Origin of the sequence: Spirosoma foliorum (assembly GCF_014117325.1) — a bacterium.
In the GTDB taxonomy this organism is placed as follows: Bacteria; Bacteroidota; Bacteroidia; order Cytophagales; family Spirosomataceae; genus Spirosoma; species Spirosoma foliorum.
Genome location: NZ_CP059732.1, coordinates 5,785,787 through 5,812,129, shown reverse-complemented (window position 1 = coordinate 5,812,129; position 26,343 = coordinate 5,785,787). Strand labels below are relative to the sequence as shown.

The 26,343-nt window shown below is 46.8% G+C and carries 16 protein-coding genes and 2 pseudogenes; 8 read left to right on the top strand and 10 right to left on the bottom strand.

Annotation, left to right across the window (positions count from 1 at the left end; all coding sequences use genetic code 11):
• Positions 1 to 64: 64 nt before the first annotated feature.
• The gene (locus tag H3H32_RS24595) at positions 65 to 1,306 is read right to left on the bottom strand and encodes an ABC transporter permease (RefSeq protein WP_182458308.1); all 1,242 of its coding nucleotides are present in this window, start codon (positions 1,304 to 1,306) and stop codon (positions 65 to 67) included.
• Between the two features lie 217 nt (positions 1,307 to 1,523).
• On the opposite strand from H3H32_RS24595, the gene ggt reads away from it, so the two are divergent.
• Positions 1,524 to 3,332 (top strand): gamma-glutamyltransferase, encoded by a 1,809-nt coding sequence (gene ggt, locus H3H32_RS24590; protein ID WP_182458306.1) that lies wholly within the window; start codon positions 1,524 to 1,526, stop codon positions 3,330 to 3,332.
• 154 nt (positions 3,333 to 3,486) lie between these two features.
• Positions 3,487 to 4,017: pseudogene (gene lepB, locus H3H32_RS24585) on the top strand (signal peptidase I); the annotation flags it as partial.
• A gap of 6 nt (positions 4,018 to 4,023) precedes the next feature.
• Here lepB (H3H32_RS24585) and H3H32_RS24580 read toward each other — a convergent pair.
• On the bottom strand, positions 4,024 to 5,028 hold the full coding sequence (locus H3H32_RS24580) for an IS701 family transposase (protein ID WP_182458304.1): 1,005 nt from the start codon (positions 5,026 to 5,028) through the stop codon (positions 4,024 to 4,026).
• 43 nt (positions 5,029 to 5,071) lie between these two features.
• Between H3H32_RS24580 and lepB (H3H32_RS24575) the strand changes: the two are divergent.
• Positions 5,072 to 5,713 (top strand): annotated as a pseudogene (lepB, locus tag H3H32_RS24575) (signal peptidase I); the annotation flags it as partial.
• 193 nt (positions 5,714 to 5,906) lie between these two features.
• Here lepB (H3H32_RS24575) and H3H32_RS24570 read toward each other — a convergent pair.
• The 3 genes from H3H32_RS24570 to pdxA all read right to left on the bottom strand — a co-directional run bounded on the left by H3H32_RS24570 (position 5,907) and on the right by pdxA (position 9,107).
• Complete coding sequence (locus H3H32_RS24570; protein WP_182458303.1) at positions 5,907 to 6,542, bottom strand: DNA-3-methyladenine glycosylase; 636 nt, start codon at positions 6,540 to 6,542, stop codon at positions 5,907 to 5,909.
• A 6-nt stretch (positions 6,543 to 6,548) separates the two neighbouring features.
• Complete coding sequence (locus H3H32_RS24565; protein ID WP_182458302.1) at positions 6,549 to 7,436, bottom strand: YicC/YloC family endoribonuclease; 888 nt, start codon at positions 7,434 to 7,436, stop codon at positions 6,549 to 6,551.
• Positions 7,437 to 7,556: 120 nt separating this feature from the next.
• On the bottom strand, positions 7,557 to 9,107 hold the full coding sequence (gene pdxA / locus H3H32_RS24560) for a 4-hydroxythreonine-4-phosphate dehydrogenase PdxA (protein WP_182458301.1): 1,551 nt from the start codon (positions 9,105 to 9,107) through the stop codon (positions 7,557 to 7,559).
• A gap of 154 nt (positions 9,108 to 9,261) precedes the next feature.
• Between pdxA and H3H32_RS24555 the strand changes: the two genes are divergently transcribed.
• Positions 9,262 to 10,200 (top strand): 2-hydroxyacid dehydrogenase, encoded by a 939-nt coding sequence (locus H3H32_RS24555; protein ID WP_182458300.1) that lies wholly within the window; start codon positions 9,262 to 9,264, stop codon positions 10,198 to 10,200.
• 99 nt (positions 10,201 to 10,299) lie between these two features.
• Here the strand turns inward: H3H32_RS24555 and H3H32_RS24550 are convergent, their stop codons facing one another.
• The gene (locus H3H32_RS24550; RefSeq protein ID WP_182458299.1) at positions 10,300 to 12,093 is read right to left on the bottom strand and encodes an IPT/TIG domain-containing protein; all 1,794 of its coding nucleotides are present in this window, start codon (positions 12,091 to 12,093) and stop codon (positions 10,300 to 10,302) included.
• 202 nt (positions 12,094 to 12,295) lie between these two features.
• Here H3H32_RS24550 and H3H32_RS24545 point away from each other — a divergent pair, with 202 nt between their 5' ends.
• On the top strand, positions 12,296 to 13,828 hold the full coding sequence (locus H3H32_RS24545) for a P-loop NTPase family protein (RefSeq protein ID WP_182458298.1): 1,533 nt from the start codon (positions 12,296 to 12,298) through the stop codon (positions 13,826 to 13,828).
• Between the two features lie 169 nt (positions 13,829 to 13,997).
• Complete coding sequence (locus tag H3H32_RS24540; RefSeq protein ID WP_182458296.1) at positions 13,998 to 14,813, top strand: metallophosphoesterase family protein; 816 nt, start codon at positions 13,998 to 14,000, stop codon at positions 14,811 to 14,813.
• Positions 14,814 to 14,865: 52 nt separating this feature from the next.
• Here H3H32_RS24540 and H3H32_RS24535 read toward each other — a convergent pair whose 3' ends face one another.
• Together H3H32_RS24535 and H3H32_RS24530 are read right to left on the bottom strand one after the other, a co-directional pair.
• Entirely contained in the window at positions 14,866 to 17,100 is a 2,235-nt protein-coding gene (locus tag H3H32_RS24535; protein WP_182458294.1) for a choice-of-anchor Q domain-containing protein, read from the bottom strand.
• Positions 17,101 to 17,222: 122 nt separating this feature from the next.
• Positions 17,223 to 17,543, bottom strand: coding sequence for a heavy metal-binding domain-containing protein (locus H3H32_RS24530; RefSeq protein WP_182458292.1), 321 nt, complete (start codon positions 17,541 to 17,543; stop codon positions 17,223 to 17,225).
• Between the two features lie 349 nt (positions 17,544 to 17,892).
• Between H3H32_RS24530 and H3H32_RS24525 the strand changes: the two genes are divergently transcribed.
• Both H3H32_RS24525 and H3H32_RS24520 read left to right on the top strand, forming a co-directional pair.
• Positions 17,893 to 18,408 (top strand): lipocalin family protein, encoded by a 516-nt coding sequence (locus tag H3H32_RS24525; protein ID WP_182458290.1) that lies wholly within the window; start codon positions 17,893 to 17,895, stop codon positions 18,406 to 18,408.
• 174 nt (positions 18,409 to 18,582) lie between these two features.
• Positions 18,583 to 19,116 (top strand): lipocalin-like domain-containing protein, encoded by a 534-nt coding sequence (locus H3H32_RS24520; protein WP_182458288.1) that lies wholly within the window; start codon positions 18,583 to 18,585, stop codon positions 19,114 to 19,116.
• A 170-nt stretch (positions 19,117 to 19,286) separates the two neighbouring features.
• Here H3H32_RS24520 and H3H32_RS24515 read toward each other — a convergent pair whose 3' ends face one another.
• Both H3H32_RS24515 and H3H32_RS24510 read right to left on the bottom strand, forming a co-directional pair.
• Positions 19,287 to 20,462, bottom strand: coding sequence for a DUF11 domain-containing protein (locus H3H32_RS24515; protein WP_182458286.1), 1,176 nt, complete (start codon positions 20,460 to 20,462; stop codon positions 19,287 to 19,289).
• A 314-nt stretch (positions 20,463 to 20,776) separates the two neighbouring features.
• Entirely contained in the window at positions 20,777 to 26,188 is a 5,412-nt protein-coding gene (locus H3H32_RS24510; protein WP_182458284.1) for an SdrD B-like domain-containing protein, read from the bottom strand.
• Positions 26,189 to 26,343 lie beyond the last annotated feature (155 nt).

The following is a 26,343-nucleotide window of genomic DNA, read 5'->3' as shown; positions in this document are numbered from 1 at the left end:
CTGGTGCAATCAATTCTATACATCATACATCCTACATCATATATCATATATCCTACATCTATCCCTATTTCGCTCGGATAGCAATAACGGGGTCGAGACGGGAGGCTGAAAAGGCGGGTATAATTCCTGACAAAACACCAATAACACTTGATACGCCCAATCCCAAGGCAATGTTTGAGGCTGTTAATACTAAATCAAGACTGCCTAGGCTCATGAATGACAGCAGGTAAACCAGGAAAATACCCGCAAGCCCGCCAACCAAACTTAATAGCACAGCCTCAAACAGAAATTGAAATAGAATAAAATAATTCTTGGCCCCCAGCGATTTCTGAATACCGATAATATTAGTGCGTTCTTTTACGCTGACGAACATAATATTGGCGATGCCGAAGCCGCCAATCAGAATCGAAAAACCGCCAATGACCCAGCCAGCTATTGTTAACACGACGAAAATGCCGCTAATCGCCTGCGCAATAGCTTCTGGTCGATTAATTGCAAAATTGTCATCCTGCAGAGGGCGCAATCCGCGCCGAGTGCGTAACAATCCCCGAATTTCGCTTTCTAGTTCTTGTAGTCCTTCATCACTTTCATACCCTTTAATTGAAATCGTGATATTCGGATTGATAGAGTGAAACATTTTGGCAAAAGCGCCGTAAGGAATAAGGCATTTTGTATCGGGGTTGCCGCCTACGTTCAGAATGCTTTCGCCCTTTTTGCGCTGGACACCAATAACTGTAAAATTCAGACCATTGATTTTGAAGGTTTTGCCAACCGGATCTTGACCTGGGAATAGATTCTCCGCTATGTCGGAACCAATAATGGTTACGTTTCGGGAGATATTAACTTCCTGCTGGGTAAAATAGCGACCTTGTTCGATCGGTACCTCCGAAATCTTGTTATAGTCCAGCGTGGTCCCCTGAATGAGTGCCGACATGCTGTTGTTATTATTTTTAATCGTAACACGGCCTTTAAAAGCCATAGCGACTACTGCCTGCGCATTTTCAAGTTTCTCGCTGAGGAAACGATACTCATTGTAAGTTGGCACGGGGCGTTGGAAGTATTTCCACCATTGATAGTCCTCCCCGAAAGACCAGGGCCATTTCTCCACGTACACCACTTTGTCGCCAATAAACGAAAGACTCTCTTTAATGTTTCTCTCCAGCGAATCGACTAGCGTAAACACGGCAATGATGGCGAAGATACCAATCGTTACGCCCAACAAGGAGAGCATCGTGCGAAGAAGATTCGAGCGCAAAGCCTGCCACGCGAATCGAAAACTTTCAAAAGTCTGACGAATAAATCGCATCGATATAGCTAAAGAGTAACGTGCAAAACCGAACTAGCGAAGTGCCTTGCGTAACAGCTGGCTCTCCAATTTATGAAAGTACAACACTGGCTCATCTTTCCCAAAGCATTTAGGACAAGTGTAAACTTCAGAAGGATAAGTGGTTGATTTGGCTATCAGCAGGATACCGTTATTTTTGTAATTTACGGGATATTACAACCTAGCTTGAGCGTCACCTATGAATCAACGAACTACCTATTATTTACCAGTCCTGCTGTTTACGTTAGGCGTTACAGCCTGCAAGACGCAGTCGTCTACCACAACCTCCGCTACGGCAAAAGTTTCCCAGGGGCAGGGTGTTTACCAATACCGTGATGAAGACCCAACAATAAAGCCGTTTTTCTCCGACCGGGTTGGTGTTATCGGACGAAATGGTATGGTGGCTTCCGCTCACCCCGACGCTTCGCAGGTTGGTCTGAATATCCTGAAAGCGGGCGGAAATGCTGTCGATGCGGCTGTTGCGGTACAATTTGCCCTGGCAGTGGTGTATCCAGGTGCTGGTAACATTGGTGGGGGAGGCTTTATGGTTTACCGGGATAACGCTGGTAAAGCTTATACGCTCGATTATCGGGAGAAAGCGCCCGGTGGTGCCACCCAAAATATGTACCTCGATGAGCAGGGCAATGTTCGGGCTGGTTTAAGCATTAGTGGACATTTGGCGAGTGGCGTACCGGGTTCAGTTGACGGAATGGTCGAAGCCCACAAACGATTTGGGAAGCTAACCTGGGCGCAGGTGTTGCAACCCGCTGTTGACTTGGCTTCAAAAGGGTTTGCGCTCACCGAACGTGATGCGCTGGGTCTAAATCGTATCAAAACAGATCTGAACACGATCAATCCGGGCAAAACCTATTTTTTGAAAAGTTCGGTTCCGACAGATACGATTACCTGGCACAAGGGCGATTTGCTAGTACAAGCCGATCTGGCCAAAACGCTACAACGGATTCAGGCACAAGGCCGGGCGGGGTTTTACGAAGGTGAGACGGCGCGACTTTTGGCTGAAGAAATGGTTCGGGGGAAGGGCTTAATTACCGAAGAAGATCTAAAGAACTACCACTCTGCCTGGCGCGAACCAATTCAGGCGAAGTATAAAGAATACAATGTCATTACGATGCCACCGACCTCGAGTGGGGGCGTTGCGTTACTGCAAATGATGCGCTTAACAGAGCCGTATCCACTTCGGAAATGGGGCTGGAATCGCGATAGCACTGTTCAGGTAATGATTGAAGCTGAACGACGGGTGTATGCCGACCGGGCTAAGTTTTTGGGTGATCCTGATTTTGTAAAAGTGCCCGTGAGCCAACTTATCAGCCCCGACTACCTGCGTACCCGCTGGACCGATTTCTCGTGGGCCAAAGCCACCGACAGCAAGGCGGTTAAGGGCGGAACGATTCCCGGCTACGAAAGCCTGGAAACAACTCACTTTTCGGTCGTTGACAAAGATGGCAATGCGGTAAGTATTACAACCACCCTGAATGGTGGCTATGGCAGCCGGGTTGTGATTGGTGGAGCAGGCTTCTTCATGAACAACGAAATGGATGATTTCAGTGTAAAACCTGGCGTTCCCAACATGTTTGGTTTGATTGGCAACCAGGCCAATGCCATTGCCCCCCATAAGCGGATGTTATCATCTATGACGCCAACGATTCTGGAAAAAGATGGCAAACTCTTTATGGTGGTCGGTACGCCCGGCGGCTCAACCATTATTACATCGGTTTATCAAACCATTCTTAATGTTATTGAGCATGGCATGACGATGCAGCAGGCCGTCAATGCGCTTAAATTTCACCACCAGTGGCTACCCGACAAAACCATTTTTGAAAATGGTGCTTTTTCTGAGCCTACTATTCAGGCCTTACAAGGGCGGGGCTACATTCTGGAAAAACTTACGAACACATTAGGCCGAATGGACTGTGTTTTGATTCGCCCAGATGGATCATACGAAGGCGCGTCTGACCCCAGAGCTGATAATACAGCAAGGGGTTATTAATTGACTCTTGTGGCCTCTAAATCTGGCTATTGTCTTCAGGAATTAGCGTTCAGCTAACTATATAACCATCGGTGTAAAATAGGGATACCCTTCTTACGCCGGTGGTTATATTTCATTGCTCGATACTCATTCTTAGATTCAATCCCGTCAGGTTATGCGCCATGCGAAAACAACGAGTGCTACGAAGGCACTCAAACCAAAAAAATCCCCCATTCGGGAATGGTTCGATTCGGTATTATTTGCCGTCATAGCCGCTACACTCATTCGATTTCTGACGTTTGAAGCGTATGCCATTCCGACTCCTTCTATGGAGAATAGCCTGATGGTGGGCGATTTTTTGTTTGTCAGTAAGCTCCATTACGGTATTCGGACTCCTAAAACTCCACTGCAAGTACCGCTAACTCACCAGAAAATTTGGGGAACTGAGCTGCCATCGTATAGCACCGCCATTCAACTGCCGATTTACCGACTTCCTGGGTTCACGCATGTGAAAAATGGCGATGTGGTTGTCTTTAACTACCCACCTCCTAAAGCGGGCGAACCAGCTTACCCCACCGATCTGAAAACCAATTTTATAAAGCGGTGCATCGGTATTCCGGGCGATGTCATCGAAATTCGTCAGGAGCAGGTGTACATCAATGGAAAAGCCCAGGCTATACCCCGTCGATCTGAAACGACTTATTTTTAGGACTTACGCAAAGGCAACTGAAGGATTCGCCAACTCTTGACGAAGGTAAGCATCTAATAAGCCTTGTTTGAGTTGGTAAACCGTTTTCTTAGTCTGATAAGCCAACTGTTTAAAACGTAACCAAGTCAGAGCCGCTAAGCCAATGTGATTGCGTTGACTACGAGCTAATCGACATTGACAACATTCCAGACCCGTGATCTGCTTATCTTCTCGATGAAACTGCTCAATTGTCCAACGAATACCACTTTTTTCTTCAGCGGCACTCGTCTCATTTTGAGCTAAATCGTTGGTGACGATATAGTCCGTCCGGTGGGTAGACACCAGTACGCGGAACAGTTTAAGATAGGTGTTTTGAGGCATCTTGTGTACTTTAACCAGCTTACCCTGCTGCACCTGTTGAGCTGACCAGCTCAGATAGCTGACAGGTTGATACGATTCTTTGCCACCTGAATCATCGACCTTACGGTTGCTCTTGATAGGACAGTAAAACAGTTTTTCATTGGTAATGAGCCACTTGAAGAGGTCGGTCACAGCATACCAACTGTCCATTAAGACGATTCGATAACTGATCTGGCGGGGTGCTAGTTGGTTAAGCATGTCCAACACATGATCCAACTTGCTTTTTCCATCCTCATCGGGATTAAAAATACGGTAGTCAATGAGCCAGAACTGATTAATTTTAGGATTGAAGTAGACACAATTAACCACACCGATGCCTTTGATGATTCCATGAGCATTTCCACTGTATTGCCGACGAACCAGTTCAATTTTATGACTATGTTCTTTATTGAGCACGGTATCATCAAAGAGGATATAGCCATCGGTATCCAGTTGAATTTGGTGGCGGACATGTTGCCAGACCTGGCGAGGTGCCACTCGGCTAGCTTTGAGAAAGTACTGCACATTGTCATGGGTGATCCCTTCCAGGTGATCAGCCAAGTAGGTAGCCGTATAGTTGATCTGGCTACTCAGTAGAAACTGTCCGTAAAGTTGTGCGGTGACCTTCAAGCTATTTTTTATTTCAATTTACCACTTTTGCGTAAGTCCTAATTTTGTAAAAACAACCGAGGTGCTGGATGAGAAATTTTTCCGAAAGTACGCTATCGTTAATGACTTTAAATCGGCGGAAGGCCCATTCATTAACTGGCAACCGCTTGAATCCTATAACGACTCGACAAAAGCATCAACATTGGTTGGCTATCGGGTTAATATGACACGGGAAGTCAAGGATAAGTTTGCTGGATTTGACTGGGTAAAAGGCATTGAGCCCATGCGAGAGCAGGCTGGGCAGCTAGCGCAAGGCATTTATGGTGGTTCGGCCTATGCCTGGAATCAGGATAATTTTGGCCCCCTCACCGTACCGAAAAAGGGTGTTACGATTCCGGTAAATGAGAAAACGATTGCGTTGTATGGTCCTGTTATTCAGCGGTATGAAGAAAATAACAAAGTAGAGCTAGCGCCAACTTCTATTCAGATTAATGGTCAGCCAATAACGACTTATACCTTCAAGCAGGATTATTACTTCATGATGGGCGATAATCGCCAGAATTCGGAAGATTCCCGTTATTGGGGCTTTGTACCTGAAGATCACATTGTTGGTAAAGCCGTATTTGTCTGGATGTCGATAGACCCGGTTCCAGCAGACATCTGGCACAAAATCCGTTGGGATCGCTTGTTCCGGGTGATTAACTAGAGCGAGGCTGTTCGAAATTTTTAGTTGCCTCTAAAGTCAATCAGAAATAAGCGAATTTTTGTCATCCCGACGCAGGAGGGATCTCTAATTTTCTTTGTAATTGAGATCCCTCCTGCGTCGGGATGACAAAAATTCGCTGTTCTACTAACTCCTAAACAGAGCTACTTAGGTATAGTGCTAAGTGAGCGGCAACTTACTTCTTACTCACAAAACGATTGTCTTTGATGTAATAGCGGTACGGCAAATCGGCTCCTCGTGTCAGGCCGATGCGAGTCGTTGTGACCATATCGAAGTCATGTAGTACGGGACCTCGGATATAAATCGACCCTGTTACCAATGAAGAAGCATTGTCATGCGTGCGGCTGATTCCCATGGCAATTGTGAGCTTGCCCGGACCATTAGCCAGATTACGCTGACCGTCTGCCGTTGTAGCATCAATCGTATTGTTTCGGTATCGTTCGAAGCCAGTTTTAAAGGCGTCGTTTCTGCGAAGTCCCATTAGCTCAATGCCTTCTGTTGGTTCAAGCGCACGAATCAGTATGGCCTCGCCCACACCTTCTGGCCCTGTTACGACATTAATGCAGTTGTAATGGTTATAAATCTGGTAAATATATAAGGTTCCGGCAGGGCCAAACATAGCGGCATTGCGCGGAGTCTTGCTTCGGTAGGCGTGGCAGGCTGGATCGTCATTCAAATAACCTTCCGTTTCAACAATAATGCCCGCTGTTACGCCTTCCTCGTTTTTATGTACAAGCTCACACCCAAGCAGGAGTTGCGCCAGCGTGAGCGTATCATGTTGTTGATAAAAGTCAAATGCGAGCTTAGGCATGGGGCATTAAATCACATTCATCGTCTGTTCTTTAATCTTTTCCAGTTCGTCTTTCATCTGCACAACTAGCCGCTGAATGGCTGCGTCGTTCGCTTTTGAGCCAATCGTGTTGATTTCACGCCCAATTTCCTGCGAAATGAAATTTAGTTTTTTGCCATTGGCCTCTTCTGTTGCGAGTACCTCCAGAAAATAACTAAGGTGATTTTTGAGCCGGACTTTCTCCTCCGAAATGTCAAACTTCTCGACATAATAGACCAGCTCCTGTTCAAAGCGGTTTTGGTCGAAGGTTTCGCTGTCTAGCAATTCTTTTACCGAGTTGCGCATCCGATCCCGAACCGCCGGAATTCGTCGAACGTCCTGTTCCTCAACGGCGGCCAACCGATCCGAGATAATCTGGATATATTCTTGAAATTTACCTTCTAAAACAGCCCCATCCTGTTTGCGAAAGGCGTCGCACCGGCGTATGGCTTCGTGAACGGCGGCCTGTACGGTTGCCCAGTCTGCCGCATCATCGGTTGGATCGGCGGATTCAGTTAAGTAAGCATTTGGTTGTTGCAGAGCCAATTGCAGCACATCGCTGTCAGGAATGCTCATGAGCATCGTATTGGCCGTTTCTTTTAAATCACTTACATATGCCTGAACGAGTGGCCGATTGATTGTAACGCCCGGACGTACCCCACTTGTTCGGCTGAGATTTAATGAGAGTTCAACTTTACCGCGCTCTAGTTGCTGAGTCAGCAAAGCACGCAATTCAATTTCTTTATCTGAGAACTGCCGGGGCATACGGCAATAGATATCTAAAAATTTCGAATTCAGCGTTTTAATTTCCGCTGTTACAGACAAGCCGCCAGCTTCCACTGTTGCATTGCCGAAGCCGGTCATTGATTTTAGCATTAGTCGTAAAGTTGTATGGTTATAAAGTTATAAAGTTGTAGAGTTATAAAGTTGTAGGGTTATATAGTTTGTTATCGCGTCAGCTAACTATATAACCCTACAACTTTACAACTTTATAACTCATTTCAATGCGCCTGCTTCCAGTTCTAAGAACTCCTTTCGGTTGCGGGCAACATCAATGGCAGTGTAAATAGCCTGGAGCATCGAAGTTTCATCGGCAAGATCTTTACCGGCAATATCATAGGCCGTGCCGTGATCGGGCGATGTTCGAACGGCAGGCATGCCCGCTGTAAAATTGACACCTTCCTCAAAAGCAATTGCCTTAAACGGAATTAAGCCCTGATCGTGGTACATGGCCAGTACTGCGTCGAATTTCTTGTACGCCCTTGTGCCGAAGAAACCATCGGCAGGGTAGGGGCCAAATACCAGCTCACCTTTGTTAACGAATTCGGCCACTAGTGGCTTGACAATATCCTGTTCTTCGTTGCCTAAAAGACCCTCTTCGCCTGCGTGCGGATTCAACCCAAGTACGGCAATTTTTGGTCTATCGATCCCGAAATCCTGCTTAAGCGACTGCATCATCATGTGCAGTTTCTGGGCAATTCGCTCGCGGGTTACATTCTGCCGGACACGGCCCAGCGGGATGTGTCCCGTTACAACGCCAATGCGCAAGGTTTCACTCACCATAAACATCAGGTTGTCCTGAACGTCGAATTGCTGAGCCAGGTATTCGGTGTGGCCTGGAAATTTGAACTCTTCCGACTGGATATTGTATTTGTTGATCGGGGCCGTAACAAGGGCGTCTAATTTGCCATTTTTCAGGTCATCGACAGCCCTTTGCAAACAGGCCAGAGCCGCCTGACCGGCTTCGGGCGTTACGTGACCAGGCTGAATCTCATGATTCTGGTCGGGCCAGCAGGTAATGACGTTGGTTAATTTATGGCTAATCTGACCAATTGTCTGGGCACCATTCAGATTCCAGTCTTTCAGGTTCAATAGATTGCGATAGCGGTTTAGAATCCGCATCGAGCCATAAATGACCGGCGTACAAATTTTCTGCAACCGATTGTATTGGAGCGCTTTAAGAATTACTTCAGGGCCAATGCCATTGTAATCGCCCAGCGAAATGCCGATCACCAGTCGATCTTCCCGGCCTACATGCTCGGTTGGCTGAACAGCCGAATTGCCAAAATCGCGTCCGAATGCGTCATTTTGCATCGTTTCGCGAGCTGAAGGGCGGTTATTAGTCGAATTGCGGTCACGATCGGGACGAGGTTCCCGAGGTTCCTCCCGTTGGCGTGCTTCGTTCGGACGTTGCCCGTTTTGTTGCTGCCGATTATCGCGTTGATTCTTTTGCCGTTGATCGTCTTCTCGCTGACGTGCTTCATTAGGGCGCTGGCCATTATTTTGCTGACGGTTGTCTCGCTGATTTTGGTTCGGCATCGCTTTGAATGACCGCTCAGGACGATTGGGCGAAGTATTTCCACCAGCATTCCCTCCGTTTCGATTGTTCTGATAAGGAACATCTTGACGATTCTGACGAGACTGATTACTGGACCGCTGTTCTGTCGCTGGCTGCGCTTGAGCATCGGCTGGTTTAGTATCAGGTTTAGGCCCACCTGCTGGGTTGGTGCGGGGTTGATTCGGTTCGGTAGGTTGGCGTTGTTCCATGTACTTTTCGTAGTTTCGCCAAGAGTTAATGAAAAATGGAGAATGACTAATGGATAATGAGGAAGGGATTTGAGCAAGCCGAAAAGGCATTATTCATTGGCCATTATACATTATTCATTACTTAAGATTGTTGCAAGTTACGAAAACCCCTCGGATGTCCCAGAACCAACCCTCTATTCTCATTGCCGACGAAATGCACCCGTCGCTTTTTGCCATGCTTGATGAGGCTGGCTTTGCCTATGACTATCAGCCAAAAATTAGTCGGGCTGAATTGATACCAGCACTTACGCCCTTTGAGGGGCTTATTATTCGGAGTAAAACCACCGTCGACGATGAATTGTTGAGCCAGGCACCTAATCTTCGGTTTATTGGCCGGGCAGGTGCCGGTTTGGATTTGATTGATCTGGCAACTGTTGAACAACGCGGTATTGCTGTTTTTCACGCGGGCGAGGGCAATCGAGATGCCGTTGCTGAGCACACCGTGGGCATGTTATTAGCCTTGTTGGCCAATATTCTGAAGGCAGATCGGGAAGTACGCCAGGGAATTTGGGATCGGGAAGGTAACCGAGGTTATGAACTTGGCAGCATGACGGTCGGCCTGATCGGTTATGGTAACAACGGTCGGGCTACGGCCCAGCGACTCAGTGGATTTGGTTGTCGGGTACTGGCCTATGACAAATTCCTGACGAACTATGGTGATCAATTTGCCCAGGAAGCTACGCAGGCTCAGATCATGGCCGAAGCGGATATTATTAGCCTACACATTCCGCTGACAGATAAGACGCGCAAGATGGTTAACGATACGTTTATCGATCAGGTGGCCAAACCATTCTACCTGAATAACATTGCACGGGGCGAAATCGTATCACTGGCAGCCGTTGTACGCGGTCTGGAAAATGGCAAACTGCGTGGCGCAACGCTGGATGTGCTGGAGAATGAGAAATTAGCCAAACTCACTCCGGATCAGCAAGCTGCGTTTGATTACCTACGCCAGTCCAATCGGGTTGTATTAACGCCACACGTCGGCGGATGGACGCATGAGAGTTATGTCCGAATTAATGAAGTATTAGTGAGACAGATTAAGGAGATGTAGAGCCGCATCTTTGCGGCTCCTACGCATCGGCAATTTTTTGTCTGATAAAACCATCTAGGGAGGAGGAGCCGCAAAGATGCAACAACGATCAACCAGAATCTATTTTGTTATCGTGATCGTGCCAGTACTACAGATTGTTCCAGCTTCATTTATAAGGCAAATCTGACCGGTAACAGCATCCGCAGGAACGATCGCGATTAGCGAACTGCCCGAAATCCGGAACGTTGCTGGTGTAGAGGTACCTCCATTAAATCGCACAGCTGTTACGCTGGCTAAGTTTTGCCCTGTAATGGTAACCTCGTAGGCGACTTTAGCCGTCTTGGGCACAAAATCAGTAATAGTTGCCAGCCGGACAGGGGCAAAAAACATGGATGTCAGAAGTTCGCCCACTACGTTTACGACGCGTAAGGGACCCGCTTGTGCATCGGATGGCACCAGAATCCATCGTTCAGTGTCCTCATTTTTACCGCCATCAACTGCTGGAGTTGTGGAGCCACTAAAGTAAATCTGTGCGTTTAACAGAAAGTCACCCGTCACAACGATTCGGTCTCCGGTTCGAGCTTTGGCAGGCAGAATACTGGTAACTACAGGAGCCTGAATAACAACTAAAGGTGCTGAAGCTGTACCGGCTCGGCTCGTAACGATAACAGAACCACTGACTGCATTATCAGGCACGCCGATCAGCAAATCAGTACCTTCATTTCGGCTGGTGATCGGTACCGTAATGCCACTAACGCTAACGGTTGTAATCCGATAAAGATTTTTACCCGAAACGGTAAGCGTTCGGCCGCGAAGCTGACGTGCTGGCGTAACTACGAGGTTGGTAGGGGGCAAATAGAAAAAGAACGAATCTGTTCCCGTTGCGGTGCCGCCGATGCTGCTGGCCGAGATCTGTACAGCACCCGAGGCCGTCAGCGCTGGTATAGTCACTTCGACCTGCGTATCGCTGATGATGCGAAATGAAGCCGCAACGTTGCCAACCGTCATGCTGGTGACATCGCGGAGATTGCGACCGTTTACCAACAGTTTATCACCTGCAATACCATCCTGGGCGAGCAAATTGGTAATGAAAGGGGGTTGAATGATCTTCAGCGTATCAGTGCTGGTGGCCACTAGTGTTTCAAAAACTTTAACAGTTACCAAACCCGATGTCGCGGTAGCTGGAATCGAGGTTCGAATCTCTGTGTCTTTAACTGTTGTTAAGGCTTTTTCGGTAGTAAGCCCATTGATGCTGACAATACCATCAGTCAAATTCTGGCCTTGTATAACTAGCTCAGTGCCTGGTTTGGCGCGTAGTGGGCTAATACTGGTAATCTGAGGTGTGCCCGATACAATAAATGAATTTGATGTATTACCTCCCTTTGTTTCAATAGCAAGGGCAAATACTCCCCGAGGCATAGTAGGCGGTACAACAACAGTAAGTTTCTGTGCCGAACTATCTTTAATAATTGCATTTAACGTATCGAAACGAACTCGGGTAATTTGATTCAGGTAATTACCTGTGATAACGACGGTTGTGCCGGGTAACCCATTACTGGGCGTAACTGTAGCTACAGCCGGTGCTGGTTGCTGAACTATAAAAGGGAGCGGATCTGATGTGCCCTGATCGTTACGAACACGAATCTGAGTAGAACCGGGAGCTACTAAGGGAACCATCAGCTGAATCGTATTGTCGTCGTGACTACTGATTGGAGCCGTAACCGCCGATGTGGCAACACCGAATGTAACAGCAGGATCGGAGCCAAATTGATAGCCACTTAGCGTAAGAGGATCGCCAATGTAAGCTTTCTGGGCTGATAACCGGAGCAGTTCTGGTGGGTTATTCTGAACACGGCAGCCCGCTAAGCCGATTAATACAAGAAAGAAAAAAAAGAAAGGTACAGTATATTTCATAACTGGCAACGGGAGACTATACCCGACGCTTACGTGGTAAAATTAGTCAATTTGAGCGTCAAAAAACCATTTCTTCCGAAAGCCTGTTAGACCTAATGATGAATGATGAATTATGAATGATAAACGATGAAGGGTACTTACATCAGTACACTCGTCTTTGTAATTCATTATTTATCATTCATAATTCATCATTACAAAGCAAATGAACTACCGCAGCCTGAAAGCATCAAAATTACTAATGATCTCTACACTTGGCGAACTCAAAGCCGCCGGGTATCAATCTCGCTCCATTAAACAGGAACTACGAGATAATTTGATTGAGCGAATCAAAAACAAAGAAGTTGTTTTTCCGGGTATATGGGGTTACGAAGATACCGTCATTCCTGATGTAGAACGGGCTATTTTATCCATGCACCACATCAACTTGTTGGGATTGCGTGGGCAAGCCAAAACCCGTATTGCACGCCTGATGGTTAATTTGCTGGATGAGTACATTCCAGTAGTGGCCGGGTCTGAACTGAACGATGATCCGATGCTGCCGCTCTCTCGGTTTGCCATCGATTTGATTGCCGAAAAAGGGGATCAAACGCCTATCGCCTGGATGCATCGTAACGACCGTTATACCGAGAAACTCGCTACGCCCGATGTATCGGTGGCCGACCTGATTGGGGATGTAGACCCCATTAAAGCGGCTACGCTAAAGCTGCCTTATTCGGATGAGCGTACGATTCACTTTGGTCTGATTCCCCGATCGCACCGTTGCATTTTTGTGATCAATGAATTGCCTGATTTACAGGCTCGTATTCAGGTGTCCCTGTTTAACATTTTGCAGGAAGGGGACATTCAGATTCGGGGCTTTAAACTTCGACTGCCGCTCGATATTCAGTTTGTCTTTACGGCTAACCCCGAAGATTACACCAACCGGGGCAGCATTGTAACGCCCTTGAAGGACCGGATTGATTCGCAGATTGTGACTCACTATCCGAAATCTATTGAAATCGGTAAAAAGATTACCATGCAGGAAGCGATCGTTAAAACGGAGCAGGCCAGTATGGTGAAAGCCAACGATCTGATTGCGGATTTGATTGAGCAAATAGCTCTGGAAGCCCGTGAAAGCGAGTATGTCGACTCGAAGAGTGGGGTTTCTGCCCGGATGACGATTTCGGCCTACGAGAACCTGCTTTCCTCGGCTGAGCGTCGGGCGTTGCTCAATGGCGAAAAAGAAACGCACGTTCGCATTGCTGATCTATATGGTGTTGTTCCGGCCATTTGTGGTAAGGTTGAGTTGGTGTACGAAGGTGAGGTAGAAGGTCCTGTTATTGTGGCGCAGAACCTGATTGGAAAAGCCATTCGGAATCAATTTTTAGAATACTTCCCGAATCCGGAGAAGGCTAAAAAAGATAAGCGCGGCAATCCTTACAAGAAAATTACAGACTGGTTTGGTGATGGAAATACGATGGATATCCTCAACGACCTTACCAACCGCGACTATGAAGCCCGGCTTCGTACGATTGATGGGTTAGATGATGTGGTCGATCAGTTTCATGCCCGTTTGAGCAAAGCCGAAAAATTGTTCATGATGGAATTTGCCCTGCACGGTCTGGCTGAGCATTCACTTGTCGGTAAAAAAGCTATGGATACGGGCCTATCGTTCAAAGACTTACTCGGCTCTATGTTCAACCCCGGCACTAACTTCGGAGAGGAGGATGAAGAGGAGGACGACGATCGGTATTGATAATTGATACTGTAAAATGGATAATGCCTCATTTGAGCTATATGCCCGAATGAGGCATTATCCATTTTACAGTATCCATGTAGAATTAACGACGCCTTAATGTTATCTCTACTTACAAATTCGTTCTTTGGTTTGCAGAAGTCACTACGTAAGGTGATTGCCTTTATCCATGATTCACTTTAGTCGTCGATTATTTTTACAGGGAACATTAGGCACTATTTCAGCGGCCTTGCTGGCCAGTTGTAAACATACAGATACCGTTACTCCTGCTGCCGGTTTACGTTTTGCGGTAGCCTCTGATGGGCATCTGGGCGAGCCGTCCACAACCTCGGATCAGTTTTATACCGACTTGTTAGCCGCTCTTAAGCAAGAACACAAGACGAAGCCGCTCCAATTTATTGTCATCAATGGCGACTTGGTGCATGAGGGAAATAATGGTTTGCTCCCTAAAGCGAAGGCGTATCTGGACACCCTACCAGTTCCCTATTATGTAACGCGCGGCAATCATGATCGCGTTAGTTTGGATACCTGGCAACAACTTTGGGGGTATGCGACCAACCACGTTGTTGAACTGGATAATGCCACGCTCATTCTTCTGGATACCTCAAATGAAGCGGGCGATACCCTTTGTGGCGATGATGTGTGGCTTCGGCAGGCTGTAACATCGGCTCGTTCTACAGTTCCCATATTTTTATTCATGCACATCCCCTTTATTCACAACATTCAGGCAACCGATGTTTGTACGGGTATTGTGTCGGTCCTGACCGATTTTTCAACGGTGAGGGCCGTTTTTCATGGGCATGACCATACAAAAGATCAGAGTATCTTCTACCTGAAGTCGGCGTTGTTGTTCGATGCCCATTTTGGGAGTAGCTGGGGAACGCCCTACCGAGGGTATCGGATTGTAGAACAGGACGATCAGGCGTTCAATACATACCAGTACGATTTTGTTAATCAGAAACAGATTAACAGCCTGACTTTTTAAGTAATTGTTTATGAATTAGTTTCTGGTCAGGGAAAGAAAAATCGTCTTTGGTTTATGGTATAACACGTAAATCAATAGAAATAGTATCGTCCTCTCCATCGTCGGTACCAGAATTAGGGTGGCTATCAGGATCGGGTTGATTACTGGTCAGGATTTCAGCAGTTAGGTAAGCTGGATTACCTGAATTGACACGTACTTGGGCTGTTAATGGAGTCGATGTATCGGCACTAATTGACCCAACGCTCCCTATAGCTGTCTGCCCATTCACACTAAATCCACTTCCCGATTCGAAAGATGTGCCGACCGGGAGATTGAGTTTTACCGTTACACCTGTTACCGCTAGCCCTCCTGCATTACTAACCTGAAGTGTAATTGTTGTTATATCCCCTGCTTTTAGGGTTCGCTTAGACGCTGACATGCTTAAACTTAAGTCAGCTTTAGTAGGGTCGGCTGGAGGTTGATTTGATATAATAACTGGCAAAGGCACCTGATTAGGATTTGGCGATACGTACACAGTCCCGTTATCAACTATAGTTCGCAGATCTGCCTGAGCGGTATCATCCTGTCCATCGCCTGTACCCGAACCGGGTTGACTGTCAGGGTCAGGCTGATCGCTGGACGTAATCTGAGCCGCATTAACGTATCGACCTGGCTCTTTCGCTTGCACCTGATAACTGAACTGAGTGCTTGCACCTGGTGCCAGTGATGGAATTGTTCCAGAAACCAGATTAGATGAATTGGCGACGTTGGCCCCACTCACAAAGGCCAGATTCGGGGGGAGTTGGTTTTGCCAGCCAACGGCAGTCGCTGGTTCCGGGCCATCGTTAGTTATAGTTAAATTATAGGAAACAGGCTCATTAATGGCAGGTGTTCGTGTGTTAAGTGCTAACGCCATTCGTAGGTCGGCATAAGGAATAAACTCATATGCCCCCATATCAATTCGACCACCAAAAATGCGCGAGCTACCAACCAAATCGGTCGATGATACATTAGCAGTTGTGCTGGCTGGATCGCCTGTATTAATGCATGGGCTGTTTCGGAGCAGTCGATAATTGCCATTTGTTGCGTCTACAAACAACGGATCAGCATTGATGTTGCCTGTTCCGGAAAAGCCTCCCTGAATGTCGGAGTAGGATATGTTATATACTGGAGCTTTGTTGCCGGAACTGTTATTGTAAGCAAAGCTATTGTTCCAGATAATGTTATTAGTCAAGCGAATTCGTATATCCGAATCCGTATAACAACTACCATAAATACCTGCTCCTGTTGTTCCTGCTGAATTATCAGTAATGATGCAGTTAGTGAGTACAGGATCGGCAGAGCAGCCAATTACTGCTGTCATCAAAATTGCCCCGCCGTTTTCACTGGCTTGGTTATGGTCTAGTAAGCAATTTTTTAAAGATGGATTAAGAAAGGCGTAAAATGAACTTCCAAAGTGAATTGCCCCTCCTGAAACAGCAGAATTGTTTCTGAAGAGACAATTTATAAAGGTCGGATTATTATAACCTGCATTAAAGATTGCCGCACTACCCAAACCACCCCCTGAGTTAGCAGTATTACTAGTAAATATGCAGTCAGTAAGTTTTGGACTGCAGAGTCCCCTATAAGCATAATTATAAACTCCTCCTCCCACAACAGAAGCCTTATTTGATTTGAAAAGGCAGTTTTGAAAAGTTGGGGAGCTTTCTCCTCCGTATTGCGCTTCATTGTAAAGGCCTCCTCCAGAATAAGTTGCCGTATTATCAATAACTTGGCAGTTGGATATTGTAGGGTTGCTTTTGATACTATTACCGTTGCTATTATTGTAAATTCCACCACCACAGTTATCTGGGGATGTACTGGCATTTGCATTACCGCGTGTAACGACCACACCATTTAATTGAGTATTGATTGAGACATTTGTAAATGTGATAACGTGGTAAACGTTATCCCCAATTGTGTTTGGGTCACCAATTTCGCCAGTAAGGGTTGTGCTGGAGGGCGTGCTTAGTGCACGGTTGTTTAGGAAAATTTCGGTTCCATTGAAACCACCATATACCTGCACACCTGATGGAATCTGAAATGTATTGGTTCGTGTTGTTCCAGGATTGTATGAACCCCCTGCTAACCAGAATTGCATTCCTGATGTAGCTAACGCTAACTGATTTCGAAGCTGATTGCCTGACAGAGCATTGGTCCAGGATGAACCCGATAAATTACCTGAACCAGTTGGAGTTACATAAACAATGGGTTGGCTATGAAGCGAGAAATATAGACCAAACAGAAGAATGGTAAGAACGAATTTCATTAAGGTGAGGATCAATAGAAAGAACCATAAACGCAGCTTAATGAAAAATAAGAACCAGAGCGTCTACAATTATTTCCTTACTGGAAACGAATCAAATGTGGGTCAAAAATTAAGCGTAAGGTTTAATCGACAATGACGGCTGTACCATTGGCACTGACCATGAGCATGGCGCCATTACTGCCGATCGTTTGGTAATCTAAATCAATGCCAATAATTGCATTTGCACCCAGGCGAGTGGCCTGATCAATCATTTCCTTGAGCGCAATACTTTTAGCTTCGCGAAGTGCCTGCACATAAGCACCTGAGTGCCCTCCAACTACATCGCGAATAGTAGTAAAGAAATCTTTTACGAGGTTGGCCCCAATAATGGCCTCTCCATTCACCAGACCTACGTATTTTATGATATGCTTGCCTTCAATATTAGGAGTAGTTGTTATGAGCATGAAGCGAATATATAAGGTTGTAAAAGTAATAGCGACGTAAAGTTATAACGTTGGTTGGCTCCAAAAGCAGTTCGCTGCTTTACTTTATAATTTCCATTTCTATAATTGTGTCAACGGTATTGCTTGGAGAGTGGGATAAATATCGGAATCAGAAAGAAAACCCTCGAAAATAAGTGTGTGAGTGAAAAAATAGCGTTTTTCTGAAAAATAGACCTGTTTTTCCTTTTACTTCGTTGTGTAATTCATTTGCTGGTAGTCAACAGGCTTGCATCGCAGCTGCACAATTTCATATTTAGTTACCTATGTTTGACATTAAACCTAATTAATCACCTCTTACAGCCAAAAGTCAATGCGAAAACTCAACACATCTAAGTTATTAATCTGGGCATTACTGCTAACAATGTTCCTCGGGTTCGACAGTTGCAAGAAAGACGATGATAACCCAACTGTTGCTACGACAACCATAGAAGGAAGTTATAAAGTCACTTCACTTACTATAGACCCGAAGGCATTAGGCTTGTATAGTGATCTGATTGCAGCCTCGAAACTGCTTTTTAATAATACGACCTGCCTGACTGATATTACACTAACTTTCAAAACCGGTGGAGATGCCACAACGGATAGTCCAACGACCTGCGAAGCGATTGGGGTGCCCATTAGCACGTTTACCGGCGTCGATGCGACGAGCAAATGGACATTGGTCGATAAAAAGCTGACAGTTACGAAAGGAGACGGCACCAAAACAGAGTATACAGTTGTGTCAAATACGGGAGGTATTCTCAAATTGCAATGGCAGGGAACCTTAAACTACCCTGCGCCAAGTACGACTGTGTACACCTATACAATGGAGTTAAAGAAGCAGTAAGCGCTTTAGTGATTAAGAAAAACGGGCCCTGATGAGGGCCCGTTTTTTTTTGCCTTTTTCGCAATGTTACCGTTCGCTAAGCATTGTTTACCGTTGGCTCAACACTTTTTAAGGCGCGTTAAGAGAGATAATAGTTTCGAATCGGTAAATAAGTCTTAACGTTTTTAACAGAGTATGAAAAAAGCCAATGCATGTCGTTTGATGGCCTGGGCACTTGTTGTTGCCATGCCACTATGGTTCGGTAGTTGTAAAAAAGGCGGTGATGATACTGTAACACCGACAACATCGTCCGTTGAAGGAAGCTGGAAAATATCAGGTTATAAAATCGATCCCGGCGTCGACTTTTTAGGAACGGGCCAAAAAAGTACAGACCTTCTGGCCTATTTCAAATCGTTGCCTAATGGTGCTGGTAATGATTTAGTTGATTGTTTGACTGGCACAACCATCATATTTAACTCGGGCGGAAAGGTAACCGGAACACCGGGAGCTAAATGTTCGGCCTCAACGGATATTAACCCCGTTGAAGATAACTCGACCTGGAAACTGGATGGAACTAAGCTGACCCTGACGAGTGGTGCCGATGTAACGACCTACGATACTGCTATCAGCGGTAATGTCCTGAAGCTATCAGGGAAAGAGCAAGAAGATTTTGATGGTGATGGCAAAGATGAGACCTACACAGTCACTTTAGAGTTGACGAAAATATAACGCTCACTTCTCCAATCTAGAATTCACCGATTCTAGTGAAGAAAAGCACTGGCAAAACCAACCCATTGTAGAATGAGCTAATCCCTTACAATTCGGGATAGCTCATATTTCTAAAAAATAAAGTCCACCAGCCTATCTGGTGGACTTTATTTTTAGAACGAAGCAATTAACTATCTGGAATCGCCAATTCGTTTTGGCCGTTTGGATTGCTTAATGACTAGCGGTACGCACACGTCTGGCGGACAGCCGCAGATTGTTGGGGGGAGCAGTACAGTCATCTCTGTATAGCAACCTGCTGCATTGTAAACACGCACGCTGTAGGCTTGGGTTATCGTGGGATTCACCAGATTATTGACAATTATGCCATTGGCAGGAATTACTTTCGCTGGACCCGACAAAGGAGCTGTTTCGTTGAAGTCGGTACCTAATGAATATTGATAGGTGTAGCCAGAAGTAAACCGGCTTAGCGTGATTTTGCCATTGGCTTGAGTTTGATTACTTACGCAAGTGGCAGGTGTGGCTGTGACCCGGAAAGTCGGGAGGGTGTCTTCTTCAATTACGAAGGGGCAACAGCTAAAGTCGGGACATTTGCCAGAAACATTATCTGTTGCTAAGCTATAGGTTCCAGGGGCAGTTACAGTTAATGTATTCGTAGTCTGGCCAGTAATAGCCACATTATTTTTGAACCACTGGTACGATGAACGACCGGGGGCGGCCGTCAGCTGGAACGCATACTTATCTCCCGTGCAGACGATGATCGGGACAGAAGTGCAGGCCGTAGCGGTATTGCCGAGTAGAGTTGCCTGCGTATACAATATGCCGGAGCTGTCGACAACGGCTTGAAAAGTCATACTTAAACTCTGACCTGCCGATAAAGAAGCCGCAGTCCAGGTGCTAATCGGACTGCCTTGGGTAAAGGTAGTTCCCGCTGGTGCGGTAGATGAACCGGTTACATAGCGCAAACCAGTGCTACTGGAGTCCCGAACAATTACATTGGTGGCGTTGGTGGTACCCGTATTGCTCACCACAACAGTATAAGTCAGCACATCACCAAGTTTGGCGTTTGACTTATTGACGGACTTATTCAGTGAAAGGCTGGCGGATAATGAAACAACGTTTGCCTCTACAATCAGATTTTGCTGATCTGCATTAGCCACCTTATTCATCGTAAATTCTGGCAAGACATTATCGCTTAATTGGGCGTAGCTGGCAGAGCCATAAAACAGTAAAATCAGGGAGAGCAGTAACGTTGATAATAATCTGTAGCTGGTTGTATATCGCCATGATTCCTCTCTAAAAGATAACGTTGGTTTAGGAGGGAAAAAGAGCGAGAATATGGGCTTCATGAATACTAGAGTGATAATTGTACCAGTTGGATATAAGCTGAAATCGTATAACGTATTAGGAAAAATATAGGAACGGATAGGTAAGGATATGCTTGTTTATCGGTATAGTTCTTTATTTATAATTCTTTGACGACTAAAGTGTTGGGAGAGTCACACGATTTTTTGATTATAGTTTTAGAAGGCTGGGTAGCTGGTCGTAAATGAGCGATTTAGCTGTTGCTGGATAGATAGGTGAGTGCTGATTGCAAACTCCTTAAAATGACAAGAGCCCGGCACATGCCGGGCTCTTGTCATTTTAAGCGCTCTATCTCCGTTTATCTAGGATCTCCAATTCGTTTAGCTCTCTTGGATTGGGTGATCACATAGGGCACACACACATCGGCCGGACAACCACAAACCGTTGGCATCAACATCACCGTTACATCCGTGTAACAGCCCGATGCGTTGTAGACCCGAACCGTGTAGGCCTGGGCCACCGCTGGATTCACCAGATTGCTCACAATCACCCCACCTGCTGGAATCGCTTTGGCTGCACCCGATAAGGAAGCTGCCTGATTGAAGGTGCGGCCCAGCGAGTATTGATAGGTGTAAGCGGCCTTGAAACCCGACAGGGTGATCTGACCATTGGCCTGTGGGGTGTTGGCCACACAGGTGACAGGCGTAGCCAGTGCCTGGAAGGTAGGCAGGGAGTCCTCCTCGACAATGAAGGGACAACAACTGAAGTCAGGACATTTTCCGGTCACATTGTCAACGGCCAGGCTATAGGTACCGGGGGCGGTTACTTCGAGCACATTGGTGGTCTGGCCCACGATCTCCACATTATCCTTGTACCACTTATACGATGAGCGTCCTGCTGGCGCTGTGAGGGTGAAGGCATAAGAATCACCAGCGCACATCACATAGGGAATGGAGCTACAAACGGTGGCGGTATCGCCTGGGATATAGGCCTTGTTGTAGAGGATACCGGCGCTATCGACTCTAGCTTGAATGATTAAGGAGAGGCTCTGTCCTGGGCTGAGGCTGGGAATGGTCCAGGTGCTGTTGGGTGTTCCCAGGGAGAAGGTAGTGCCGGTAGGTGCGGAGACCGAGGTTGGGTTGTAGGTCAATCCCGTGGTTGAGGAATCGGTGACAACCACATTGGTCGCGGTCGTGCTACCAGTGTTGGTGATGACCACTGAGTAGGTGAGAATATCACCGAGTTTGGCTTTGGACTTATCGACGAATTTATCGAGTTCGAGGGTGGTTGGTGGGAGGATGAAGCCCGCGTCCAACGTTGGATTGTACTCGTTTGGAGCCAGTGTTACTGACTGAGTACGGCCTGTTATCGGATCAGCATCGGAATCTTTAGTATCGTCAGTTCCCTGGTTGGCCAGCGTAGCGGTGTAGCTAGCCGGAGCCGTGAAGCCGACGGAGTACGATAAACTGCTCCCAGAGGTTAGTCCGGTGAAAGAGTAGAACCCAGATGCATTGGTCACGGTCGTAGCCGAAGCGACCCCATTGGTGTACAGGACTACGGTCACGCCCTGGATTGGGGTGTCGCCTGTATTCTGAATACCGTCTTTGTTGGCATCTAGGAACACGTAATCACCCAGGCCAGCCGAAGGGATGTAGTAGCCTGCATCGAGGGTTGGGTTAAACTCGCCCGGAGCTAGCGTTACTGAGGCTGTTCGACTCGTAATGAGATCGGCATCAGAATCTTTGGTGTCATCGGTTCCCTGATTAGCTAACGTAGCAGTATAGCCAGCTGGTGCGGTGAAGCCAACCGAGTACGATAAGCTACTACCTGGTGTTAATCCGGTGAAAGAGTAGAATCCGCTGGCGTTAGTAACGGTGGTTGCCGAGGCTACTCCGTTGGTGTACAAGATTACCGTCACACCCTGGAGTGGTGTATCGCCTGTGTTCTGGATGCCGTCCTTGTTGACATCTAAGAATACATAGTCACCTAATCCAGCCGAAGGAATGTAATAACCTGCATCGAGCGTTGGGTTAAACTCAGCTGGAGCCAGTGTTACCGACTGAGTTTTGCCGGTAATGGGGTCCGCATCCGAATCTTTGGTATCATCACTTCCCTGGTTGGCTAGCGTAGCGGTATAGCCTGCGGGAGTAGTGAAACCTACTGAATAGGACAAGCTGCTACCAGGAGTTAGCCCAGTAAAGGAATAGAACCCACTCGCATTGGTGACCGCGGTAGTCGAGCCAACACCATTAGTATAGAGTGTAACAGTTACGCCCTGGAGTGGAGTGTCTCCCGTATTCTGAATACCATCTTTATTGGCATCAAGGAACACATAGTCGCCCAATCCGGCTGTTGGGATATAATAACCCGCATCGAGGGTTGGGTTAAACTCACCCGGAGCTAGCGTTACTGACTGAGTTCTTCCTGTGATGGGGTCCGCATCCGAATCTTTAGTATCATCGGTCCCCTGATTAGCCAACGTAGCGGTGTAGCCTGCCGGAGCCGTGAAGCCAACGGAATACGATAAGCTGCTACCGGGAGTCAGCCCCGTGAAGGAATAGAGCCCGCTGGCATTGGTCACGGTAGTTGCTGAGGCTACTCCGTTGGTATAGAGAACTACCGTTACTCCGGCAATTGGGGTATCCCCCGTGTTCTGGATACCATCTTTGTTTGCATCTAAGAAGACATAATCACCTAGTCCAGCCGAAGGGATGTAGTAACCCGCATCCAGCGTTGGGTTGAATTCACCCGGAGCTAGCGTTACTGAGGCTGTTCGACCCGTAATGAGATCGGCATCAGAATCTTTAGTCCTATCGGTACCGCTGAGTGGGGTAGTAGCGGTATAACCTGTTGGGGTAGTGAAGCCCACCGAGTACGATAAGCTACTGCCAGGAGTTAGTCCGGTAAAGGAATAGAGCCCAGATGCATTGGTCACTGTAGTTGCCGAGGCCACTCCGTTCGTGTACAAGACTACCGTCACACCCTGGAGTGGAGTGTCTCCTGTATTCTGAATGCCATCTTTATTGGCGTCTAAGAAGACGTAATCACCTAAACCAGCAGGTATTAGATAATAACCAGCATCGAGATTTGGGTTGTACTCGCCTGGAGCTAGGGTTACCGATGCCGTTCTTCCTGTGATTAGATCAGCATCGGAGTCTTTAGTCCTATCGGTACCGCTGAGTGGGGTAGTAGCGGTATAACCTGTTGGCGTGGTAAAGCCAACCGAGTAGGATAGGCTGCTTCCTGGTGTTAGTCCAGTGAAGGAGTAGAGCCCACTGGCGTTCGTAACGGTGGTTGCCGAGGCAACACCATTCGTGTACAGGATAACGGTTACGCCCTGAATTGGCGTATCACCTGTGTTCTGAATACCATCTTTATTGGCATCGAGGAATACATAGTCGCCCAGGCTAGCAGGGGGAATAACATAACCGGCATCATACGAATAATTGTTTTGACCAGATTGACCTAGTGTGAAGATAATTAGGCCAGCTGCATTAGGGTCCGTATCAATATTGCTGGCGTTGGCTCCAGTTGCCGTGTTTGGCTTGGTACTGAGCACCACTGTACTGAAGGTAGTTGGAAAGCTAAGCGAATAAGAGCTGCCGCTGGTCAAACCTGTTAAGCTATATGCGAAACCAGTTGCAGCGGTCCCCGTTGTATTCGAGAAATAATATTCACCTGCCGAGTTGGTTGTTACACTGATACCAGCTGTAACACCCGGTCCTGTTAAAGTGACCTTTACGCCAGCCAGAGGAGCTTCGCCCGGATCTTGAATACCATTGTTATTATTATCGATCCAGACACGGTTACCAATTTGAATAGGAGCCGGATTACAGAGTGCTTTGATAACCCCTAATCCGTTAGCCTTACCAAATGTGATACCATCGGAAGTAGAATTGAAGATTTGGGCACGTCTGTCATCACTACCTGTTATATTATTGAACCAGCTAAATCCACCAGAAAAGACACTAAGGGGGTCCATAACAGTAGTAACTGTCTGGTTTAACCCAGGAATAGATAGCGCACTGCCTGTTATGGTTTCCTGATGAATTTCTTCGGGAGGCTGACCCGTGGTAAGAATTCCGATGAAGTTTTCTGTATAGTAAAATTCGCCCGAGGTTGTAGTACTACTCGTGTAGCCCGTGGAAGTCGGTGTACTTGGTCCCTGACCGTTACCAGCGCCTGCACTAGTTAATGAGCCCACAGTAGCGTTGTTTTCTAATACCCAGGCTGTACCGTTGTAATGGGCCCGTAACAGATCGCCACCGATGTACCCATTTAATAAGTTAGGGGAAGCGCTTACATCAGTGGTACTACGTTGTTTGTAACCCAATTGGTGGCCACCACGGTCCATAAAGGCGAGCAGCATATCCCCGTTATCGGTGAAGCTAATGTCTGATAGCATAGGTTGAGCTCGAGCTGCTCGCACCCCCACTGTAGATGAACTACCCTGATGTATTTGGTTAAATGTCGATGCCCAGGGCTCCCAAGCTGATCCTAACGCTGCGTCACCTTTGTGGATTCGTCCTTTGTTGTAGTTTAGGCGGAAGGTGAATATCTCCGTTGTTGGTATCGACGTTGCTCCTTCTGGCATAGCATACACATAGGCAGATAAGTCAGTGCCAGCCGTAACCCCTGATGCCGAGGTTTCGCCTGTACATACAACACCTATATAGACTTTACCGTTATTGATTGCCACCGCAAATGGTCGGCCAACACCATTGGTACAACCTGGATCGGGAATGGCAATTTTCGTCAGATCAGATGCCACAAAACTCGATTTGGCAGGATTGCCAATAGCCAGCGCCAGCAGTTGTCGATTTTTAAGATCAATGGCATATAAGGTTTTTCCATCAGAAGACATAGCCAGACCACCCAACCCAATTTTACCAACTGCATCAAAGGCTAATGGGTCAGTACTCGACGTAATAGCGTTACCTGGTAGTACACGTCCTGCTATGGTCGATTGGCCCAGATCAAGACTAAAGGGGGCGTTTTCTAAATCGACATAGAGCGCATTTGTAGCTGTGCTTGATGTGATGTTGCTCGTTACATAGATACCACCCAAACCGCCAGATCCGAGACCTACGTGCCGTTTTAAAAAGGCGGCTGTAAATAGTTTTTTAGTTTCTCGTTGGTAGGCAGCTCCAAACACGCTACCTAGTTCAACGGCAGTAGCTAAGTGGGTAATAGCCGCTGATGCCCCTGACGAATTATAGGGTACATTGACTAAAACATCTGCGCTTTTGAGAGCATTATTTGCTGTAGTTGATTGAGGATCACCACTTACATAGCAAGGGACAGCTAGCGGAGGTGTGTCCTGGCAATAGTCAGTAGGGGTGCTTACGCCAAAATTAATGCTTGTAGCACCACCATTAACAAACTGAACGGATGTGCCTGATCCACTGGCTGTATGAAAGCCATCATTAAAATAGTTTAAGGCCGTGGGTGTGCTGAATTCCACACGATAAGCATTGGTGTTGCCCACCGTCAGCGTATACGTACCCAGGGAGGTCGCCACCGTGCTACTTGTTGTTGTGGCAACTGCCGTTCCTGCAGCATTATACGCAGTAACAGTTATTCCTCCAACACCAGGTTCGCCATAAGCATAGGTTCCGGAGGCTGGGATGCTCATATAAACACCATCACTATTGAAGTCCCGGAAAACAGTACCTGTAATCGTCTGTCCATAGCTTGTTAGCGTTCCTAAGACTGTTACGAAAGGTATGAAGAAGAGGACTTGTAAAAACTTCTTTGTAGATGTTAACATAGTCAAACAATCTATCGGATATCATGAATAGAATTTCGCTATGTAAACAGTCAAAGGAAATGCCGAATTGATGTGTCATTAATAAAATAGTATCTATTATTGGATATGTGCAGGTTTATTCTGCTTATAGTTTCTTACAATTTAATTGTGGTTAC

What these genes read in the sequence shown, in the direction of transcription:
- H3H32_RS24595 (WP_182458308.1), bottom strand. Translation starts at nt 1,306, where the DNA reads ATGCGATTTATTCGTCAGACTTTTGAAAGTTTTCGATTCGCGTGGCAG.
- ggt (WP_182458306.1), top strand. Translation starts at nt 1,524, where the DNA reads ATGAATCAACGAACTACCTATTATTTACCAGTCCTGCTGTTTACGTTA.
- H3H32_RS24570 (WP_182458303.1), bottom strand. Translation starts at nt 6,542, where the DNA reads ATGCCTAAGCTCGCATTTGACTTTTATCAACAACATGATACGCTCACG.
- H3H32_RS24565 (WP_182458302.1), bottom strand. Translation starts at nt 7,436, where the DNA reads ATGCTAAAATCAATGACCGGCTTCGGCAATGCAACAGTGGAAGCTGGC.
- pdxA (WP_182458301.1), bottom strand. Translation starts at nt 9,107, where the DNA reads ATGGAACAACGCCAACCTACCGAACCGAATCAACCCCGCACCAACCCA.
- H3H32_RS24555 (WP_182458300.1), top strand. Translation starts at nt 9,262, where the DNA reads ATGTCCCAGAACCAACCCTCTATTCTCATTGCCGACGAAATGCACCCG.
- H3H32_RS24550 (WP_182458299.1), bottom strand. Translation starts at nt 12,093, where the DNA reads ATGAAATATACTGTACCTTTCTTTTTTTTCTTTCTTGTATTAATCGGC.
- H3H32_RS24545 (WP_182458298.1), top strand. Translation starts at nt 12,296, where the DNA reads ATGAACTACCGCAGCCTGAAAGCATCAAAATTACTAATGATCTCTACA.
- H3H32_RS24540 (WP_182458296.1), top strand. Translation starts at nt 13,998, where the DNA reads ATGATTCACTTTAGTCGTCGATTATTTTTACAGGGAACATTAGGCACT.
- H3H32_RS24535 (WP_182458294.1), bottom strand. Translation starts at nt 17,100, where the DNA reads ATGAAATTCGTTCTTACCATTCTTCTGTTTGGTCTATATTTCTCGCTT.
- H3H32_RS24530 (WP_182458292.1), bottom strand. Translation starts at nt 17,543, where the DNA reads ATGCTCATAACAACTACTCCTAATATTGAAGGCAAGCATATCATAAAA.
- H3H32_RS24525 (WP_182458290.1), top strand. Translation starts at nt 17,893, where the DNA reads ATGCGAAAACTCAACACATCTAAGTTATTAATCTGGGCATTACTGCTA.
- H3H32_RS24520 (WP_182458288.1), top strand. Translation starts at nt 18,583, where the DNA reads ATGAAAAAAGCCAATGCATGTCGTTTGATGGCCTGGGCACTTGTTGTT.
- H3H32_RS24515 (WP_182458286.1), bottom strand. Translation starts at nt 20,462, where the DNA reads ATGAAGCCCATATTCTCGCTCTTTTTCCCTCCTAAACCAACGTTATCT.
- H3H32_RS24510 (WP_182458284.1), bottom strand. Translation starts at nt 26,188, where the DNA reads ATGTTAACATCTACAAAGAAGTTTTTACAAGTCCTCTTCTTCATACCT.